We start from the raw sequence: 18,944 nt of genomic DNA on the forward strand, positions 1-18,944 counted from the left end.
GTGCCTCACGGAGAAGTGACTTGGCGCAGCACCAGGGTGCCGTCGCGCTGGGTGAATTCGAGTTGTTTCAGGGCGCTCATGCCGAGCAGCACCTCGTCGCCGTCCATGCCCGGCACGATGATCGCCGGTACCTGGGTCAGCCGGATGTCTCCCAGGCGCAGTTCCTGCAACTGGGTGCGATGGCCGGTGACGCGACCGTTGGCGGTGCTCAGGGTGACCGCGGAGCCGGGCGCGAGCCCAAGCCGCCCGGCCAGCGCCGCGGGCACCGCCACCTGGGTGGCGCCGGTATCGAGGAGGAAGGTCACGTCCTGGCCGTCGATCCGGCCGTCCAGCAGGTAGTGCCCTTGCCGGCTGCTGGCCAGGCGCACCTCGACGTAACCATCGCCGTGCACCGACGCGGGCGCACGGTTGGGGTTGTGCTGGCGATCTTCCCAGATGCCGAAAAAGCGCGCGGCCAGGAGCAGGCCGATGCCCCAGGCGAGCACCAGCATGACCCTTCCCGCGCGTTTTCCCGGCGCCTGCGTGGTCATTTCGCGCTCCAGCCGCCCTTGGGTGTGGAAAAGCGCCAGACGATGGGTCGACGCTCACCATCGGCGCGAGCCTTGCCGCCGTTGTCCAGGCCGATCCAGGCGCCGTCGGCGTCGACCCACAGGCCTTCGGCGACGCCGAAGGGCACGCCGTAGCGGCGGGTGTCGGCCAGGGCCTCTTCAGCGAAGGACCAGCAACGTTCCACCTCGCCATTGCTCGGCTTGCGCCGGCAGACCCGGTGCGCCAGGCGCTCCAGGGTGAAGAGCTTTTCATCGAAGTAGGCGACGTCGGCGAAGTCCCGGGGCATCCGCTGTTCGCTGCCCATGGGCGCCGGCGGACGCTCGGTACCGGCTTCGCTGAAGATCACGCAGCCGCCGGAGCAACGCCAGGTGGACTGCTGGCGGTGCACCACCATCAGGCCGCGACGCTCGCGCTCGGCGGCAAGCCAGAGACGATCCCCCTTGGGATCGACGGCGACGCCTTCCAGTAAAGCGTTGAAGTGCAGCAACATGCCGCTGGCGCGGGCCTGGCGGACCAGGTTCTCCGGCAGCAGCATCCAGTTGGGCTCGCCGCTCACGGGCACCTGCAGCACCGTCGCGTGGGCCTCGCTCACCAGGTAGCGGTTACCGGAGGCATCGCAGCTGATGCCCTCGAAATCCAGGTCGTTGCCCCGCAGCATGCTGATGGCCCAGGAACGCGCACGCACGCCCCAAGGCAGGTTGCTCGGCGGCGGTGGCGGCGCGTGGAAGATCTCGGCCTCGGCCTGGAGCACGCCACCGATGGGTGTGAGCCGATAGAGCTGGTTATCCACCCGGTCGGACACCGCCAGCAGGTCGGTGCCGCAACGGGCGAGGCCGGACAGGTTGCCCTGGGGCATGCCGTCCACCGGGTATTCGGCGGCCAGGCGCAGCTGCTCCAGGTCGTCGGCGGCCCAGAGCGGTGCAGCGAACATCAGGCCGAGGAGGAGGAGCGCACTCCTCACACCATGACCTCGGCCAGGTTGCCCTTGGACTCCAGCCAGGACTTGCGGTCGCCGGCGCGCTTCTTCGCCAGCAGCATGTCCATGATTTCCACCGTGCCTTCGGTGTCTTCCAGGGTCAGCTGGACCAGGCGGCGGGTGTTCGGGTCCATGGTGGTTTCGCGCAGCTGCGGCGGGTTCATCTCGCCCAGGCCCTTGAATCGGGTGACCTGCGGCTTGCCGCGTTTCTTCTCCGCCACCAGGCGGTCGAGGATACCGTCGCGCTCGGCGTCATCCAGGGCGTAGTAGATTTCCTTGCCCAGGTCGATGCGGTACAGCGGCGGCATGGCCACGTAGACGTTGCCGGCTTCCACCAGCGGGCGGAAGTGGCGGACGAACAAGGCGCAGAGCAGCGTGGCGATGTGCAGGCCGTCGGAGTCGGCATCGGCGAGGATGCAGATCTTGCCGTAGCGCAGCTGGGTCAGGTCGGCGGCGCCGGGATCGACGCCGATGGCGACGGCGATGTCGTGGACTTCCTGGGAAGCCAGGACTTCGCCACCGTCGACTTCCCAGGTGTTCAGGATCTTGCCGCGCAGGGGCATGATCGCCTGGAATTCCTTGTCCCGCGCCTGCTTGGCCGAGCCGCCGGCGGAGTCGCCCTCCACCAGGAAGAGTTCCGAGCGCATGGGGTCCTGCCCGGCGCAGTCGGCCAGCTTGCCGGGCAGCGCCGGGCCCTGGGTCACGCGCTTGCGCTCGACCTTCTTGCTCGCCTTCAGGCGACGGCCGGCGTTGCTGATGGCCAGTTCGGCCAGCTGCATGCCCAGTTCCGGGTGGGCGTTGAGCCAGAGGCTGAAGGCATCCTTGACCACCCCGGAGACGAAGGCGGCCGCCTCGCGGGAGGACAGGCGCTCCTTGGTCTGGCCGGAGAATTGCGGTTCCTGCAGCTTCATCGAGAGCACGAAGGCAATGCGCTCCCAGACATCCTCGGGCGCCAGCTTCACCCCACGGGGCAGCAGGTTGCGGAACTCGCAGAACTCGCGCATGGCGTCCAGCAGGCCCTGGCGCAAGCCGTTGACGTGGGTGCCGCCCTGGGCGGTAGGGATCAGGTTGACATAGCTTTCCTGGACGCTGTCGCCACCCTCGGGCAGCCACAGCAGCGCCCAGTCCACGGCTTCCTTGTTACCGGCCAGGCTGCCGCAGAACGGCTCGCTCGGCAGCCGCTCGAACTCGCTGACCGCGTCCACCAGGTAGGAACGCAGTCCGTCCTCGTAGTGCCACTCGACCTTCTCGCCGCTGGCCTTGTCCTCGAAGGTGACCAGCAGCCCCGGGCAGAGCACGGCCTTGGCCTTGAGCACATGCTTGAGGCGGCTGACGGAGAACTTGTGGGAGTCGAAGTACTTGGCGTCCGGCCAGAAGTGCACGCTGGTGCCGGTGTTGCGCTTGCCGACCGTGCCGATGACTTCCAGCTCGCTGGCCTTGAAGCCGTCGGCGAAGGTCATCAGGTACTCGCTGCCTTCGCGCTTGACCCGCACTTCGACGCGGGTCGACAGGGCGTTCACCACCGAGATGCCCACGCCGTGGAGGCCGCCGGAGAACTGGTAGTTCTTGTTGGAGAACTTGCCGCCGGCGTGCAGCTTGGTGAGGATCAGCTCGACGCCGGGCACCCCTTCTTCGGGGTGGATATCCACCGGCATGCCGCGGCCGTCGTCGATCACCTGCAGGGAGTTGTCCTCATGGAGGATCACCTGCACGCTCTTGGCGTGGCCGGCCAGGGCCTCGTCCACACTGTTGTCGATGACTTCCTGGGCCAGGTGGTTCGGGCGGCTGGTGTCGGTGTACATGCCCGGGCGCTTGCGCACCGGGTCGAGGCCGGAGAGGACTTCGATGGCATCCGCGTTGTAAGTAGCCATGGATTCCCTTTCAGTCAGAGGTCGGAAAAGTCGATGTCACGCCACAGCTGCGCGGGCAGGCCGGCGAAGGCCAGCAAAGCGGGCAGATGGGCGGGGAAGTTCTGGAAACCGTGGTCGCCGCCGGCCTCGATGCGCAGGGCACAAGCGCGGTAGTAGCGCTCCGCCTGGCGGTAGTCGAGGGTCTCGTCGGCCGTCTGCAACCAGACCTGGTAACGCAGCGGGTCCCGTGGTGGCGGCACTTCCAGTTCGGCCAATGCCATCACGTGCTCCAGCGTCAGCTCCCAGGTTTCGTCGCTGTAGTAATTCTTCTGTGGCCCGAGCCGGCCGTCGAACAGCCGGTGCGGAGCCACAGCCGGGTTGATCAGCACGGCCGAAAGGCCGTGGCGCTCGGCCAGGTGGGTCGCATAGTAGCCGCCCAGGGAGCTGCCGACCAGCACCGGGCGCCCCAGCTCGGCGATGGCCGCTTCGAGCTGCGCGATGGCTTGGCGTGGGTGGTGGTGCAGGGCCGGTACCCGCAGGCGCTCGGCCAGTCCCAGGCGCTGCATGAGCGCATCGAGCTGGCGCGCCTTGTGCGAGGCAGGCGAGCTGTTGAAACCGTGGATATAGAGAAGACTGGGTGAGGAGCTGGACACGCGGCTTCCTGACAGGTCGAGGGAAAGGAGTACTTCTTGCCGTGCAACGGCGCGAAGGTCAATAACCCTTGACGCTGTAGTCCACCTCGAAGTCGATGCCGGTGACCCGGGAAACCCCGGTTTCCACGCTGCCGTCGCGGGCCAGGCGCAACCAGCGGTAGCCGGGTGCCTCGTTGCCCACGCAGAAATCCTCGCTGCCCGGCGCGAACTGCACGCAGGTGGACGGCGAGGCCAGCAGGCGCACGCCGTTGCGCAGTTGGTCGAACTCCTGGTGGACGTGCCCCCAGAGCAGCGCACGCACCTGTGGATAACGATCCAGCACGGCGAACAGGCTGTCGGCGTTGCGTACGCCGATCGGGTCCATCCAGGTGCAGCCTATGGGCACCGGATGATGGTGGAAGCTGACCAGCACATGGCGCTCGCCGGCGCCCTGGAGGGCGTCTTCCAGGAGCTTGAGCTGCTCGGCGGGGAAATGTCCGGGCACGGCGCCGGCAATGGTGGAATCCAGCAGGACCAGGCGCCAGTGGGGGAAATCGACTATGGGTTCGAGGGCGTCGGAGCCGGCGCAGACATCGCGCATCACCGGCACTTCGTCGTGGTTGCCGGGGAACCAGCGGGCCGGCGCGGGAATGCCCGCCGCCATGTCGCGGAAAGCTTCGTAGGATTCGACCGAACCATCCTGGGAGAGGTCGCCGGTAGCAAGCACCAGATCGATGCGCGGTTGCTCCTGCAGCACCTGCTCGATCACCCGCCGCAGGCTGTCGCGGGTCTCCATGCCCAGCAGCTTGCCGTCCGCTTCGGCGAACAGGTGGCTGTCGGAGAGCTGCACCAGCAGCACCGACTCGTCAGCGGCGTGGGGGAGTGGACTGGGCAAGGCCTTCTCCTTGGGCAAGGTGGTCCAATTATGGTTGCTGCGCGCACAAGGGGTAAACCCGCGAAGCGGGAATGGTTCACAGTTACTCGCAGTGGATCGCGCCGATCAGAGGGACACGGGCTCCAGCTCGTGGCCGCAGGCCAGGCAATGGCTCAGCCACTCGCCGAGGAAGAGATTCAACTGGCTCTTCTCATCGGGCTGGTGCATGTCGGCGTTGGGATAGGGATACACGCTACGAATGCGCCGTGCATTCTCGGCACCGACCACTTCGGCCATGCGCGCGTCATGGTAGACCCGCACTTCCAGCTGCGGCGCCGGCAACCAGGGCAGGCTGTGCTCCTGGCGCACCCGCAGGGTGGTGGTATAGGGACAGGCGTCGACCACTTCCAGGGTCAGCACGCCGAGCAGGCGCTCGCCCTGGCTCAACGCGACGCGCCGGGAGCCACGCACCTCGCGCATCTGCGGGAGCAGACGCATCAGGCGCGCGTAGTTCGCCTCGCAGGCTGCTTGCAGCCCGACGAGATCGACCCGGTAGCGATCGCGCAACAGATTCACGTCCACAACCCCCTGACTTCGGCACGGTTCAGCGCCAGCCACTGCAGGGCCAGCATACTTGCGGCATTGTCCAGCCGCCCTTCACGCATCAGGGCCAGGGCGTCTTCCAGCGGCATCACATGCACGCGGATGTCTTCGCCCTCTTCCGCCAGCCCGTGTACGCCGCCCGCGCCGTCACTGTCGCAACGCCCGAGGAACAGGTGCACACGTTCGTTCGAACCCCCTGGTGAAGGATAGTAGGTGGTGATCGGCCAGAGTGAAGTCAACTGCAGATCGGCCTCTTCAACGGCTTCCCGACGGGCGACCTCTTCCGGTTCCTCGTCCTTGTCGATCAGCCCCGCGACCAGCTCCAGCAACCAGGGGTTCTCGCTCTTGCCGTAGGCGCCGACCCGGAACTGTTCGATCAGCACCACCTGGTCACGCTGCGGATCATAGGGCAGAACACAGACCGCATCATGACGGACGAAGAGTTCCCGATGGATGACCGGCCCCATGGCACCGGAGAACTGCCGATGACGCAGGCTCAGTCGGTCCAGACGGTAAAAACCCTGGAAACAGGTTTCCTGCTCGACTATTTCAACGGCGTCCGGATCCGGCTTGAACGTTTCGGTCATGGGCGGTTCTCACTCACTGTTGGAAGGCTTCGATCCGCGCATCCTACGCCTTGGCCGCATGGGGCGCAGCCTCTTTGCAGATGGCTCGCAGGCTGGGAAGATGCGCGGCGAAACCGTGCCGCGCGGCCGCCGAACTCATGGCCGCGAGCGCAGTCGAAGCCTGCACGTTCCGGAACCCGTCCCAGAAGATGAAGCCGATGCCTTTTGCCAGACTCCTTGCCGCCGCCAGCCTCGGCGCCCTGCTCAGCGCCTGCCAGATGCTCCCCGGCGGACACGACAAGCTGGAACCGCAGCGCCATGCCTGGGAACACCTCAAACCCGGCTGCCAGGGCGACACCTGCCCGCTGGTGAACATCGACGCCATCAGCTTCGAGGACGAGCCCGAGCTCAACGCCCTGATCAACCGGCGCCTGCTGCAGATGACCCAGGACAGCCCGGACGCGCCGCTGCCGGCCTCCTTCCAATCCTATGAAAGGGACTTCCTCGCCAGCGCCGAGCCGGGCTGGAGCAGCTACCTGCAGGCCAAGGTGCTGGAAGAGCACGACAAGCTGGTGCTGGTGGAGCTGTCCAGCTACCTCTTCACCGGCGGCGCCCATGGCATGCCGGGACGCGGATTCATCAACTACGACCGCAAGCTGGAAAAACCGCTGAGCCTCGGCGACATGCTGCTTCCCGGCCAGGAAGAGGCCTTCTGGAAGGTGGCCGAACAGGCCCACCGCCGCTGGCTGGCAACCAACAAGCTGGACCAGGACCCGGAATTCGCCAGGACCTGGCCCTTCGAGCGCACCGACAACATCGGCCTCGGCTACGGCGCCATGCTGCTCAAGTACGACGTCTACACCATCGCGCCCTACTCCAGCGGCCACCCGGAGCTGCGCATCCCCTACCCGCAGCTCAACGGAATACTGAAGCCCCAGTATTTCCCCGGACGCGGCTGAAGCGCCCCAGCACGAGTTGCAACCCGCCGGCCACCAGCAGCGCCGGCAGGGTGGCGCCCAGCTCCGGCCAATGGTTGGCCAGCACGTGGTAGGTGGCTACGCCGCAGGCCCAGGCCACCAGGGTATCCCAGCGCAGCAGGACACGCGGCGCCAGCTCGATGCGGCGACGGCGCAGGATGAAGTGATCCACCAGCACCACGCCGAACAGCGGCGCGAACACCGAGCCGATCAGCAGCAGGAAGTTCTGGTACTTGGCCAAGGGTGCGAACCAGGCGATCAAGGTGCAGAGCACGCCGATGGCCAGAGCCAGGTGCTCCACCTTCAGCGGCACCAGGATGCCGGTGGAGACCGCCGCCGAATGGATGTCGGCGAAAGCCTTCTCCGACTCGTCCAACAGGATGAGCAGCAGCGGAATCCCCATGCCGGCTCCGGCCAGGGCCAGTAGCAGGGCGTTGGCGTCACTGGCCTCGGCGAACGCCAGGGTGTAGGCCACGCCCAGGCCCATCAGCCACAGGCAGCCGATGAAGAAGCCCAGCGCGGAACCCACGAACACCCCGCCGCCACGGCGACCGAAGCGCGAGTAGTCGGCAATCAGCGGCAGCCAGGACAGCGGCATGGCGATGGCGATGTCGAAGCCCAGGGCAAAGGACATGGAGCCATCGCCGGCACGCGCCATCAGGGCCGACAGGTCGGCACGGTTGAACAGGTCCCAGGTCAGCCAGACGCAGGCGCCCAGCAGCAGCCAGATGCCCCAGCGGCGCAGGATGCGACGCACGAAGGCGAGCGGGCCGGCCACGGCCAGCAGGGTGGCCAGGGCGCCGAACACCAGGGTCCAGAGGACCGGCGAAGCCAACAGGCTGCCCTCCCCCAGTCCGCGAGCGGCCAGCAGGCTGGCGGCGTCACGCATCACGATGATCTCGAAGGCCCCCCAACCCACCAGTTGCAGCAGGTTGAGCACGGCCGGCAGGGTCGCGCCGGCCGAACCCAGGCTGAGCTTGAGCGAGGCCATGGAGGAAAGGCCGGTGTCGCTGCCGATCATGGCCGCCGAACCCAGCAGCAGCACGCCGACGCCAGTGCCGAGCAGAATCGCCAGCAGCGCGTCGCTGAAACCCAGACCGGGCGCCAGCAGCGCGCCGGTCTGCAGCACCATCAGGCCGAGGCCGAGGGAGAACCAGAGGGAAAACAGATCACGCGTGCCCAGCACGCGCTGGTCGAAGGCGACCGGGATGGACGGTGAATAGCTGGTTGGAGTGTTCACTTGGCAGAGGCCCTGGATGGACTGTCGTTATGGTTATGGCCACAAACCGCGAAGCCGGGCACGAGGCCCGGCTTGCGGCGTGTTGTGACGGGGCGGCGCCCCATCACGGTCACACGGGAGCTTGTACTTACACTTGCTTGTAGATCATCGAGCCTTCGTCCTTGAAGCGTCCGGACTGCTCGGCGAAACCGGCCTCGATAGCCTTCTGCTCGTCGGTCAGGCCATTTTCCTTGGCGTAGTCACGGACTTCCTGGGTGATTTTCATGGAGCAGAACTTCGGCCCGCACATGGAGCAGAAGTGCGCGACCTTGGCCGACTCCTTCGGCAGGGTCTCGTCGTGGAAGGCGCGGGCGGTGTCCGGGTCCAGGCCGAGGTTGAACTGGTCTTCCCAGCGGAACTCGAAGCGCGCCTTGGACAGCGCATTGTCGCGGACCTGCGCGCCCGGATGGCCCTTGGCGAGGTCAGCGGCATGGGCCGCGATCTTGTAGGTGATGATGCCGGTCTTCACGTCATCCTTGTTCGGCAGGCCCAGGTGCTCCTTGGGCGTCACGTAGCAGAGCATGGCGCAACCGAACCAGCCGATCATCGCGGCGCCGATGCCGGAGGTGATGTGGTCGTAGCCGGGGGCGATGTCGGTGGTCAGCGGGCCGAGGGTGTAGAACGGCGCCTCGTCGCAGCATTCCAGCTGCTTGTCCATGTTCTCCTTGATCAGGTGCATCGGCACGTGTCCGGGACCCTCGATCATGGTCTGCACGTCATGCTTCCAGGCGATCTTGGTCAGCTCGCCGAGGGTTTCCAGCTCGCCGAACTGGGCGGCGTCGTTGGCGTCGGCGATGGAGCCCGGACGCAGTCCGTCGCCCAGCGAGAAGCTGACGTCGTAGGCCTTCATGATTTCGCAGATTTCCTCGAAATGGGTGTAGAGGAAATTCTCCTTGTGGTGGGCCAGGCACCACTTGGCCATGATCGAGCCGCCACGGGAGACGATGCCGGTGACGCGCTTGGCGGTCAGCGGTACATAGCGCAGCAGTACGCCCGAGTGGATGGTGAAGTAGTCCACGCCCTGCTCGGCCTGTTCGATCAGGGTGTCGCGGAACAGCTCCCAGGTCAGGTCCTCGGCGATGCCGCCGACCTTTTCCAGGGCCTGGTAGACCGGCACGGTGCCGATCGGTACCGGCGAGTTGCGGATGATCCACTCGCGGGTTTCATGGATGTGCTTGCCAGTGGACAGGTCCATCACGGTGTCGGAGCCCCAGCGGATGCCCCAGGTCAGCTTGGCCACTTCTTCCTCGATGGAGGAGCCCAGGGCCGAGTTGCCGATGTTGCCGTTGATCTTCACCAGGAAGTTGCGGCCGATGATCATCGGCTCCAGCTCCACGTGGTTGATGTTGGCCGGGATGATGGCGCGGCCGCGGGCGATTTCCTCGCGGACGAACTCGGGGGTGATCTCCTTCGGAATGCTCGCGCCGAAGCTGTGGCCGGCGTGCTGCTCCTTCAACAGGCCGGCGGCACGCGCCTCGGCCAGTTTCATGTTCTCGCGGATGGCGACGTATTCCATCTCGGGCGTGATGATGCCCTGCTTCGCATAGTGCATCTGGGTGACGTTGCGGCCGGCCTTGGCGCGGCGCGGGTTGCGCACGTGGGCGAAGCGCATGGCCGACAGCTCGGCATCGGCCAGGCGGCGCTGGCCGAACTCGGAGGTCAGGCCCGGCAGGCGCTCGGTGTCGTCGCGCTCCTCGATCCAGGGCGAGCGCACGTCGGCCAGGCCCTTGCGCACGTCGATGCTGACGGCGGGGTCGGTGTAGGGGCCGGAGGTGTCATAGACGGTGACCGGGGCGTTGATCTCGCCGCCGAAGGCGGTGGGCGTCACGTCCAGGCTGATCTCGCGCATGGGTACGCGGATATCCGGGCGGGAACCTTCGACGTAGATCTTCTGCGAGCGGGGGAAAGGCTGGATGGATTGCTTATCGACCTGGGCACTCTCGCTCAGGTTCTTTTGTTGTTTTGCGGTCATCGGCTGGCTCCTGGGATAGATGTCGGAGCGAACCTGAAAGCAGAGGGCACCTGGAGCGGTGCTGAGAGGGACCTCCCGTGACGTGGAACTGGGGAGGCACATCTTGTTCCCTACGCAGGCCTTAACCTGATCAGGTTCAACGGGATCCGGAACTATCCGATCTCAGCCTCCGATTCGAGGCACCCCGACAAGAACTCGCGCAGTCTAAACAAGCTCGTCGGATAAAACCAACCCGGTGGTCAGAATAATGTGACTGGCGCGTCGCGAAATGACGTAAGTCCCGGGTGCGACAACCCTATTGTTGCAGGCAGGCAACATAGCTTGCCGCAAACTACACTCCTGCCGCTGCCGGGGCATATTGACCCGCCCCGAGCAGCCCCGTAGCCTTGCCCCCGACACCCCCGAATCCAGGATTGATCATGCTGCGCAGACTCTCGCTGGCCATCGCCGTGGCATCCGCCTTTGCCGGAACCGCCTGGGCCGTAGATGCCCCCCTGTCAGCCAAGACGGACCTCGTGACCGTCTACAAGGACGCTGTCGACAATAACGCCGACCTCGCTGCTTCCCGCGCCAACTATGAAGCGCTGCGCGAAGCCGTGCCCCAGGCCCGCTCCGGACTGCTGCCGCAGATCAATGGCGGCGCCACGATGAACAACACCCGGACCGAGCTGGACGAACCCTCCAGTACGCTGTCGCGCAGCGGTAACGCCTACCAGGCGACCCTGAGCCAGCCGATCTTCCGCGCCGACCGCTGGTTCCAGCTCAAGGCCGCGGAGTCCACGACCGAACAGGCCTCCCTGGACTTCTCCGCGACCCAGCAGAACCTGATCCTGCAGACCGCCGAAACCTACTTCGCCGTGCTCCGCGCCCAGGACAACCTGGCCGCCACCCGCGCCGAGGAAGCGGCCTTCAAGCGCCAGCTCGACCAGGCCAACGAACGCTTCGATGTGGGCCTTTCGGACAAGACCGACGTCCTGGAAGCCCAGGCCGGGTTCGACACTTCCCGCGCCAACCGCCTGGTTGCCGAACGCGCCGTGGATGACGCCTTCCAGGCCCTGGTCACCCTGACCAACCGCGAATACAACTCGATCGAAGGCATGCTCCACACCCTGCCGATCGTGGAACCGGTGCCCAACGACGCCAAGGCCTGGGTCGACACCGCCGCCCTGCAGAACCTCAACCTGCAGGCCGCCAACTTCGCCGTCGACGCCGCCGAAGAGACCCTGCGCCAGCGCAAGGCCGGCCATGCGCCGACCCTGGACGCGGTGGCCAGCTACCAGAAAGGCGACAACGACAGCCTCGGCTTCAGCAACACCGGCAGCAGCGACCAGCGCTTTGGCGGCGACGTCGAGCAACGCAGCCTCGGCCTGCAGCTGAACATCCCGATCTACAGCGGCGGCCTGACCAGCTCCCAGGTGCGCGAGTCCTACCAGCGCCTGAACCAGACCGAACAGCAGCGTGAAAGCCTGCGCCGCAACGTGGTGCAGAACACCCGCAACTTCCATCGCGCGGTGAACACCGACGTCGAGCAGGTGAAGGCCCGCAAGCAGTCGATCATTTCCAACCAGAGCGCCCTGGAAGCCACCGAAATCGGCTACCAGGTGGGTACCCGCAACATCGTCGACGTGCTCGACGCGCAGCGCCAGCTGTTCAGCTCGGTGCGCGACTACAACAACGCCCGCTACGACTACATCCTCGACAACCTGCGCCTGAAACAGGCCGCCGGCACCCTCAGCCCGGGCGACCTGCAGGCCCTGGCCAACTACCTCAAGCCCGACTACGACCCGGACAAGGACTTCCTCCCGCCGGACCTGGCCAAGGCGGCGGAAGCCAGCCTGCACGGCGACCCGGAATACTGAGTTCCAGCACCATGAGAAAGCCCGGCAGCGATGCCGGGCTTTTTTGTTGGGGTTCCGTGTGATCTGAAACCACGCAGGCCTCTGGCCTGTTTCGCGAATGAATTCGCTCCTACTTCTTCGCCGCCCAGGCGTTGAAGCGCTGCTCCAGGTCCTCGCCGTGGTCGGTCCAGAACTCCACGTCCATGGGCAGTGCCTGGGCCATGTTCTGCGGTGAGCTGGGCAGCCAGCCGGTCAGTTGCGGATCGAGGCGGTCGAAGGTCTGCTGATTGACCGGGCCGTAGGGAATGCGTTTCACGTAGTCGGCCTGGTTTTCCGCCTTGTTGATGAAGGCGATCAGCTGCTGGGCGCGGTCGACGTGCTTCGAGCCCTTGATGATCGCCCAGTAGTCCATGCCGTAAAGGCTATCCGGCCAGACCACGGCGAAGTTGTTCCCCTCCTGGTGGGCCGCGGCGATGCGTCCGCTGTACACCGAGGTCATGGTCACGTCGCCGGCCGCCAGCCACTGCACCGGCTGTGCACCGGCTTCCCACCACTGGATGTGCGGCTTGAGCTGGTCCAGCTTGGCGAAGGCCCGCTCCACACCGGCTGGAGTGGCCAGCAACTTGTAGACATCCTCGCGCTTCACGCCATCGGCCAGCAGGGCGAACTCCAGGTTGTACACCGCGCGCTTGCGCAGGCCGCGTTTGCCGGGGAAGCGCTGCACGTCCCAGAAGTCCGCCCAGGAGGTCGGCGCCGCAGCCAGCTTACCGGCGTCATAGGCCAGGGCCACGCTCCAGACCATGGCAGCCGAGCCGCATTCATGGGCGGCATCGGCGATCAGCTGGTCTGCCCCGCCGATGCGCTGCCAGTCCAGCCGCTCGAACATGCCCTCGTCACAGCCGCGCGCCAGGTCCGGCGCCTCGATTTCCACCAGGTCCCAATCGACGCTGCCGGTGTCGCTCATCACCTTGATCCGCGCCATCTCGCCGTTGTACTCGCCCTCGGTCAGCGGCGCGCCACTGGCCTTGGCGAACGGTTTGAAGAAGGCGTCGCTCAGGGCCTTCTGCCCCGCTCCGCCGTAGCCCACCACCACCATGTTGTCCGCCGCCTGGGCCACCCCCAGGGTGGACACCAGGGCAAGGCCGGCGAGAACGCCGAAGGAAGGTCGCGCAAGGTTCGGGTGAGGAACTCGGGAATGCCGCATGGTGCTTCTCCTCTTGTTGTTGTGATGAAGCTGGCCCGATTCGGGCTGACTCGAAGCTAAGTCAGGCACAAGTAAAAAAACAAGTTGATTTTTTACTGTCGGTAAATTCCTATGACAAAACAAGAACAAGTCGGCCGCCAGGTCCAGAGGAGCCTCCATGTCCAGCGTTACCTTCCCGCATCTCTTCGAGCCGCTGGAAATCCGCGGCAAACGCCTGAAGAACCGGATCATGTCCAGCGGCCACGACACCTCCATGCCCGCCGACAACCTGGTCAACGAGCAGCTCATCGCCTACCACCGGGCCCGCGCCAAGGGCGGCGTCGGCCTGATCGTGCTGCAGGTGGCCGGGGTCCACGACAGCGCGCGCTACACCTCCCATGTGCTGATGGCCACCGATGACGCCTGCATCGAGGGCTACCGGCGCCTGGCCGAGGCCTGTCACGCCGAGGGCACCGTGGTGCTGTCCCAGGTCTTCCACCCGGGTCGGGAAATCATGGAATCCAGCGACGGCCTGCTGACGGTGGCCTGGTCCGCCTCCGCCTCGCCCAACGAGCGTTTCCGCGTGATGCCCCGGGCCCTGGACCAGGCGATGATCGACGAGATAGTCGCCGGGTACGGCGCCGCCGCCCGGCGCCTCTGCGCGGCCGGGCTGGACGGAGTGGAGATAGTCGCCAGCCACGGCTACCTGCCGGCGCAGTTCCTCAACCCACGGGTGAACCAGCGTGACGACGGCTACAACGGCGACCTGGACGCACGCCTGCGCTTCCTCCGCGAAATCATCCAGTCGGTGCGCGACAACTGCTCGGAGGACTTCATCGTCGGGATGCGCATCTCCGCCGATGAACGCGACCCGGAAGGCCTGACCGAGGACGAGACCCTGGCGGCGGCGCTGTCCCTGCAAGGGCAACTCGACTACCTGCACCTGGTGGCCGGAACCTCGGCGTCCCTCGGCGGCGCCATCCACATCGTGCCGCCCATGGCCATCGAAGCCGCCTACCTGGCCCCCACCGCCGGCAGCTTCAAGGCGCGCCTGGGCATCCCGCTGTTCGTCACCGGACGGATCAACCAGCCCCAGGAAGCCGAGGCCATACTCGCCCGCGGTCAGGCCGATGTCTGCGGCATGACCCGCGCGCTGATCTGCGACCCGCAGATGCCGAACAAGGCCTCCGCAGGCCGCAGCGACGACGTGCGCGCCTGCATCGCCTGCAACCAGGCGTGCATCGGGCACTTCCACCGTGGCTATCCGATTTCCTGCATCCAGCACCCGGAAACCGGCCGCGAACTGACCTACGACCAGCCCAGACCGGCAACCGTGCGCAAGCGCGTGATGGTGGTGGGTGGCGGCCCGGCCGGCATGAAGGCTGCCGCAGTGGCGGCCCGGCGCGGTCACGAGGTGACCCTCTTCGAGGCCGCCGGCCAACTCGGCGGCCAGGTCCAGCTGGCGCAGTTGCTGCCGCGCCGCGCCGAGTTCGGCGGCATCGTCACCAACCTGCAACGGGAGATGGAGCTGGCCGGCGTGCAGGTGCGGCGCAATACCCGCGTCGACCGTGCGCTGGTGGAGCTCGAGCGTCCCGACCTGGTGATCATCGCCACCGGCGCCAAGCCCTACTGGCCGGCCTTCGAGCGCGGCGGCGAGCTGCAAGTGGTGGACGCCTGGCAGGTACTGCGAGGTGAAGTGCAACCGGGCCGTTCGGTACTGGTGACCGACTGGCGCGGTGACTGGATCGCCCCCGGCATCGCCGAGCGTCTGGCGCGCGAGGGCCACTCGGTTCGCCTGGCGGTGAACGGCACCCATTGCGGCGAGAGCCTGCCGCTCTACGTGCGCGACCACATGGCCGGGGAGCTGCACAAGCTGGGCATCCCGATCACGCCCTATGCGCGCCTCTACGGTTGCGACGACAACACGGTGTACATGATGCACGCGAGCTGCGGCGAGCCGATGCTGTTCGAGGAGGTGGATACCCTGGTGCTCTGCCAGGGCCACCAGCCGGTGGACGACCTGGGCAGCGAACTGGAAGGCCTGGTGGCGTTCCGCCGCATCGGCGACTGCCTGGCGCCACGCACGGTGGAAGAGGCGATCTACGAGGGATTGAAGCTGGCCTGGGACATCTGAGTGTCCTTGCCGATCGCGGCTGCCATACAATGCCGCGATCCCGTGCCCCATGGAGGGAACCATGAGCCCCAGCCTGCCATCGCCGAACGCCAACGCCGAGAGCCAGTTCCTCGGCACGCGCATCCGCGCGCTGCGCAAACGCCGGGGCCTGACCCTCAGCGAGCTGGCCGAGCAGAGCAAGCTCACCGCCGGCTACATCAGCCAACTGGAACGCAACCTGGCGTACCCCTCGATCCCGGCGTTGTTCAACATCGCCCGCAGCCTGGGCGTGACCATCCAGTGGTTCTTCGCCAGCGAGGCGCCCACCGACGACGCCGACCGTGGCTACGTGGTGCGCCGCAACGCCCGTACCAGCCTGCATTACGAAGACGGCATCACCGACGAGCTGCTCAGCCCACAGCCCTTGCGCCAGCTGGAAATGCTCCACTCGCGCTTTCCGCCAGGCACCTACAGCGAAGAGAGCTACAGCCACGAAGGCGAGGAAGCCGGCTATGTGCTGGCCGGCGAGTTCGAGCTCTGGGTGGGCGAGCGCCACTTCCGCCTGCAGGAAGGGGACAGTTTCAGCTTCTCGAGCCAGGAACCGCACCGCTATGGCAATCCGGGCGACAAGGATGCGCTGATCCTGTGGGTCATCACCCCGCCGACCTTCTGATCCCCGCTATCTGCAGGACCTTCTCTGTGGGGGCGAATTCATTCGCCAAGCAAGCCGAAGGCCTGCCTCGACACGCCCAGCGGGGCAGCTTCGCTACCCATGGCGATTGAAATCGCCCCTACAAGAGCGATTCCCTTATCCGAGCAATCGCGCGATCCCGCCCAGCAGCCGCTCCAACGCTCCCTGGTTGGCCCTGAGTACACTCAGGCCCGCCTCACGCATGGCGGTCGCCCCCGCCGGCTCGGCCCAGAGCCGCTCCACTCGGGTGGCCAACTCCCCGGCATCGGCCACCTCGGCCAGGGCGCCGGCATCGCGCAGCTGCGCGGCGATCTCGAGGAAGTTGAACAGATGCGGCCCCGACAGCACCGGCTTGCCCAGCGCCGCCGGTTCCAGCAGGTTGTGGCCGCCACTGGGCACCAGGCTGCCGCCGACGAAGGCGATATCGGCCAGGGCATAGAGGAACAGCAGTTCACCCATGGTGTCGCCCAGCAGCACCTGGGTTTGCGCGGCGACCGCCTCGCCGCTGGAGCGGCGCACCGTGGCCAGACCCTCGCGGCGGCACAGCTCGAACACCGGACCGAAGCGCTCGGGATGGCGCGGCACCAGGATCAGCAAGGCGTCCGGTCGCTGCGCCAGCAGGGCCTTGTGGGCCGCGAGGACTATCTCGTCCTCGCCGGCATGGGTGCTGGCGGCGATCCACACCGGGCGCGCCTCGGCGCCCCACTGACCGCGCAGCTCGGCCGCGCGCCGGGGTAGCGCCGGGTCGATGCGCAGGTCGTACTTGATCGAACCGGTCACCGCCACGCAGTCCGGGCGTGCGCCGAGTGCGCGGAAGCGCGCGGCCTCGGCCTCGGTCTGCACCGCGATCCAGCTCAGTTCCGCCAGCATGGGCGCGGTGAGCTTGGCGAAGCGCCCATAGCCACGGGCCGAGCGCTCGGACAGGCGTGCGTTGGCCAGCACCACGGGAACGCCGCGGCGAGCGCACTGGTGGATGTGGTTGGGCCAGAGCTCGGTTTCCATGATCACCGCGAGCTTGGGCCGGACCCGCGCGAGGAAGCGCGCCGCCGCCCAGGGCAGGTCGTAGGGCAGGTAGCAGTGCTGCACGCGATCGCCGAACAGGGCGCGGATTCGCTCCGAACCGGTCGGGGTCATGCAGGTGATGGTGATCGGCAGCTCCGGGTGGCGCTCCAGCAAGGCGCGGACCATTGGCGCCGCGGCAATGCTCTCGCCCACCGACACGGCATGCACCCAGATCCCGCCGGGGCGGACGTCCGGCAGCCCCAGGGCGAAGCGCTCGCCAACTCGCTTGGCGTAGGCCGGCGCCCGCCAGGCGCGCCAGGCCAGACGCAGGGCCACCAGGGGCAGGCCGAGATGGAACAGCAGGGTATAGAGGGTGCGATTCATGGGCAGTGCGCCTGGCCGGACTGGCTGCGGATGATACCTGACAAGCGACTGCTCAACGGCAGCCCGACGGGAAATAGGCGCTCAACCCATGGCTTGAAGGTGCTCGGCCAGGCTATCACCCAGCCAGAGGGCCGCCGGCCCCGGAACCTCGTCGCGACGGCAGACCAGCTCCACCACCAGCGAGGGTGGCGTCCAGTCGCTGCGCAGCTCCACCAACTGCCCCTGGTAGGCCGGATACTGGGCCACGTGGCGCGGCAACCAGGCCCAGCCCAGGCCGCGCATCAGCAGCTCGGCCATCACGTAGAAGCTGTCGGCGCGCCAGACCTGCGGGCCGAACTGCTCGCCGCCGGGGTAATGGCTGTCCTGGGGCGACATGAGGATCTGCCGGTATCGCGCCAACTCGCGGCGCTCGGCAAAGGCCCGTCTGGCCAGGGGATGGCTGGCACCGCAGACGGTGACCATCTCGATGGTTCCCAGGCGCTGGCGTTCCAGGGCGTCGGGCATCTGCTCGTGGTGGAACAGCAGGCCCAGGTCCGCGCGGCGCTCCAGCAGCTTGCGCGCCACCTCGCCCTGAGCGCTGCTGGCCAACTGCACTTCCAGCATGGGGAAGGCCGTGCCCAGGGCTTCCAGGCTGGCCAGCACCGGCTGGTAGGGCATGGCCTCGTCCAGGGCCAGACGCAGACGCGCCTCCTCGCCGCGCGCCAGCCCCAAGGCGCGGCCATCCAGCCGCTGGCACTGGCGCAACACTTCGCGGGCTTCCTCCAGCAGCGCCGCGCCGGCCAGCGTCAGGCGCGGCTGGCGCCCGCTGCTACGCTCGAACAGCTGCACGCCGAGGTCCTCCTCCAGCAACGCAATGGCACTGCTCACGGCCGACTGGGCACGCCGCAGCCGCCGCGCCACGGCGGAAAAGGACTGGCCTTCGGCGACGCCGACGAACAGGCGAATCTGTTCCAGGTTCCATTGCATGGCGGGCAACCCATCTCCAAAGCAGATAGGTAATCACTTTATCCCATCGCCCGAAGACTTAGAATTCACGTCATTGCACTGGAGGCACGACCATGACCGGCTACATCTACCTCGCTATCGCCATCATCGCCGAAGTGGTCGCCACCACCTCGCTGAAGTCCGTCGACGGCTTCAACAAGCCCGTGCCCCTGATTCTGGTGATCGTCGGCTACGCCGTGGCCATCTGGCTGCTGACGCTGGTGGTACGCAGCATTCCGGTGGGTATCGCCTACGCCATCTGGGCGGGTCTGGGCATCGTGCTGGTGAGCGTCGCCGCCCTGGTGCTCTACCAGCAGAAGCTTGATATCCCGGCCATGCTGGGCATGGGGATGATCGTCTCGGGCGTCGTGGTCATCCAGCTGTTCAGCGGCAGCACCGGCCACTGAGAGCCTGCTGCGCGTCGCGCGACGACAGGGGCGCTATACTGCGCCCCTGTTTTTTCCAGGCGCC

The 18,944-nt window shown here is 66.8% G+C and carries 17 protein-coding genes and 1 riboswitch; of the genes, 5 read left to right on the top strand and 12 right to left on the bottom strand.

Annotation, left to right across the window (positions count from 1 at the left end):
• Window positions 1-5: 5 nt before the first annotated feature.
• The 7 genes from PCA10_RS25950 to PCA10_RS25980 all read right to left on the bottom strand — a co-directional run bounded on the left by PCA10_RS25950 (window position 6) and on the right by PCA10_RS25980 (window position 6,071).
• Window positions 6-530 carry a retropepsin-like aspartic protease family protein gene (locus tag PCA10_RS25950; protein WP_016495060.1) on the bottom strand — a complete coding sequence of 175 codons (525 nt, stop codon included), beginning with the start codon at window positions 528-530 and terminating at the stop codon, window positions 6-8.
• The gene (locus tag PCA10_RS25955) at window positions 527-1,480 is read right to left on the bottom strand and encodes an esterase-like activity of phytase family protein (RefSeq protein ID WP_016495061.1); all 954 of its coding nucleotides are present in this window, start codon (window positions 1,478-1,480) and stop codon (window positions 527-529) included. The genes PCA10_RS25950 and PCA10_RS25955 overlap by 4 nt, the downstream gene beginning before the upstream one ends.
• Window positions 1,481-1,506: 26 nt before the next feature.
• The gene (parE, locus tag PCA10_RS25960) at window positions 1,507-3,396 is read right to left on the bottom strand and encodes a DNA topoisomerase IV subunit B (protein ID WP_016495062.1); all 1,890 of its coding nucleotides are present in this window, start codon (window positions 3,394-3,396) and stop codon (window positions 1,507-1,509) included.
• A 14-nt stretch (window positions 3,397-3,410) separates the two neighbouring features.
• Entirely contained in the window at window positions 3,411-4,028 is a 618-nt protein-coding gene (locus PCA10_RS25965) for a YqiA/YcfP family alpha/beta fold hydrolase (RefSeq protein WP_016495063.1), read from the bottom strand.
• Window positions 4,029-4,086: 58 nt separating this feature from the next.
• The gene (cpdA, locus tag PCA10_RS25970) at window positions 4,087-4,902 is read right to left on the bottom strand and encodes a 3',5'-cyclic-AMP phosphodiesterase (RefSeq protein WP_016495064.1); all 816 of its coding nucleotides are present in this window, start codon (window positions 4,900-4,902) and stop codon (window positions 4,087-4,089) included.
• Window positions 4,903-5,007: 105 nt separating this feature from the next.
• The gene (locus tag PCA10_RS25975) at window positions 5,008-5,463 is read right to left on the bottom strand and encodes a DUF1249 domain-containing protein (RefSeq protein WP_016495065.1); all 456 of its coding nucleotides are present in this window, start codon (window positions 5,461-5,463) and stop codon (window positions 5,008-5,010) included.
• Complete coding sequence (locus PCA10_RS25980; protein ID WP_016495066.1) at window positions 5,454-6,071, bottom strand: NUDIX domain-containing protein; 618 nt, start codon at window positions 6,069-6,071, stop codon at window positions 5,454-5,456. Before PCA10_RS25980 ends, PCA10_RS25975 begins: the two co-directional genes overlap by 10 nt.
• A 197-nt stretch (window positions 6,072-6,268) precedes the next feature.
• Between PCA10_RS25980 and PCA10_RS25985 the strand changes: the two genes are divergently transcribed.
• A complete protein-coding gene (locus tag PCA10_RS25985; RefSeq protein ID WP_016495067.1) occupies window positions 6,269-7,009 on the top strand; it encodes a DUF3298 and DUF4163 domain-containing protein in 741 nt (246 codons plus the stop codon).
• Here the strand turns inward: PCA10_RS25985 and cytX are convergent.
• Both cytX and thiC read right to left on the bottom strand, forming a co-directional pair.
• Window positions 6,966-8,267, bottom strand: coding sequence for a putative hydroxymethylpyrimidine transporter CytX (cytX, locus tag PCA10_RS25990; RefSeq protein WP_016495068.1), 1,302 nt, complete (start codon window positions 8,265-8,267; stop codon window positions 6,966-6,968). The genes PCA10_RS25985 and cytX overlap by 44 nt on opposite strands.
• Window positions 8,268-8,394: 127 nt before the next feature.
• Complete coding sequence (gene thiC / locus PCA10_RS25995) at window positions 8,395-10,278, bottom strand: phosphomethylpyrimidine synthase ThiC (RefSeq protein WP_016495069.1); 1,884 nt, start codon at window positions 10,276-10,278, stop codon at window positions 8,395-8,397.
• Window positions 10,279-10,368: 90 nt separating this feature from the next.
• Window positions 10,369-10,475: riboswitch (TPP riboswitch) on the bottom strand.
• 222 nt (window positions 10,476-10,697) lie between these two features.
• Here thiC and PCA10_RS26000 point away from each other — a divergent pair.
• Window positions 10,698-12,137 carry a TolC family outer membrane protein gene (locus PCA10_RS26000; protein WP_016495070.1) on the top strand — a complete coding sequence of 480 codons (1,440 nt, stop codon included), beginning with the start codon at window positions 10,698-10,700 and terminating at the stop codon, window positions 12,135-12,137.
• A gap of 109 nt (window positions 12,138-12,246) precedes the next feature.
• Here PCA10_RS26000 and PCA10_RS26005 read toward each other — a convergent pair whose 3' ends face one another.
• Window positions 12,247-13,320, bottom strand: coding sequence for an ABC transporter substrate-binding protein (locus PCA10_RS26005; protein ID WP_016495071.1), 1,074 nt, complete (start codon window positions 13,318-13,320; stop codon window positions 12,247-12,249).
• Window positions 13,321-13,477: 157 nt separating this feature from the next.
• Between PCA10_RS26005 and PCA10_RS26010 the strand changes: the two genes are divergently transcribed.
• Both PCA10_RS26010 and PCA10_RS26015 read left to right on the top strand, forming a co-directional pair.
• Entirely contained in the window at window positions 13,478-15,433 is a 1,956-nt protein-coding gene (locus PCA10_RS26010; protein WP_016495072.1) for an oxidoreductase, read from the top strand.
• 61 nt (window positions 15,434-15,494) lie between these two features.
• A complete protein-coding gene (locus tag PCA10_RS26015; protein ID WP_016495073.1) occupies window positions 15,495-16,085 on the top strand; it encodes a cupin domain-containing protein in 591 nt (196 codons plus the stop codon).
• 135 nt (window positions 16,086-16,220) lie between these two features.
• Here the strand turns inward: PCA10_RS26015 and waaA are convergent, their stop codons facing one another.
• Complete coding sequence (gene waaA / locus PCA10_RS26020; protein WP_016495074.1) at window positions 16,221-17,489, bottom strand: lipid IV(A) 3-deoxy-D-manno-octulosonic acid transferase; 1,269 nt, start codon at window positions 17,487-17,489, stop codon at window positions 16,221-16,223.
• Between the two features lie 81 nt (window positions 17,490-17,570).
• Window positions 17,571-18,455 carry a LysR family transcriptional regulator gene (locus PCA10_RS26025; RefSeq protein ID WP_041770455.1) on the bottom strand — a complete coding sequence of 295 codons (885 nt, stop codon included), beginning with the start codon at window positions 18,453-18,455 and terminating at the stop codon, window positions 17,571-17,573.
• A 92-nt stretch (window positions 18,456-18,547) separates the two neighbouring features.
• Between PCA10_RS26025 and PCA10_RS26030 the strand changes: the two genes are divergently transcribed.
• Complete coding sequence (locus PCA10_RS26030; RefSeq protein WP_016495076.1) at window positions 18,548-18,880, top strand: DMT family transporter; 333 nt, start codon at window positions 18,548-18,550, stop codon at window positions 18,878-18,880.
• The last annotated feature ends 64 nt before the right edge of the window (window positions 18,881-18,944 follow it).

The sequence above is a fragment of the Pseudomonas resinovorans NBRC 106553 genome (genome assembly GCF_000412695.1).
Classification (GTDB): Bacteria; Pseudomonadota; Gammaproteobacteria; order Pseudomonadales; family Pseudomonadaceae; genus Metapseudomonas; species Metapseudomonas resinovorans_A.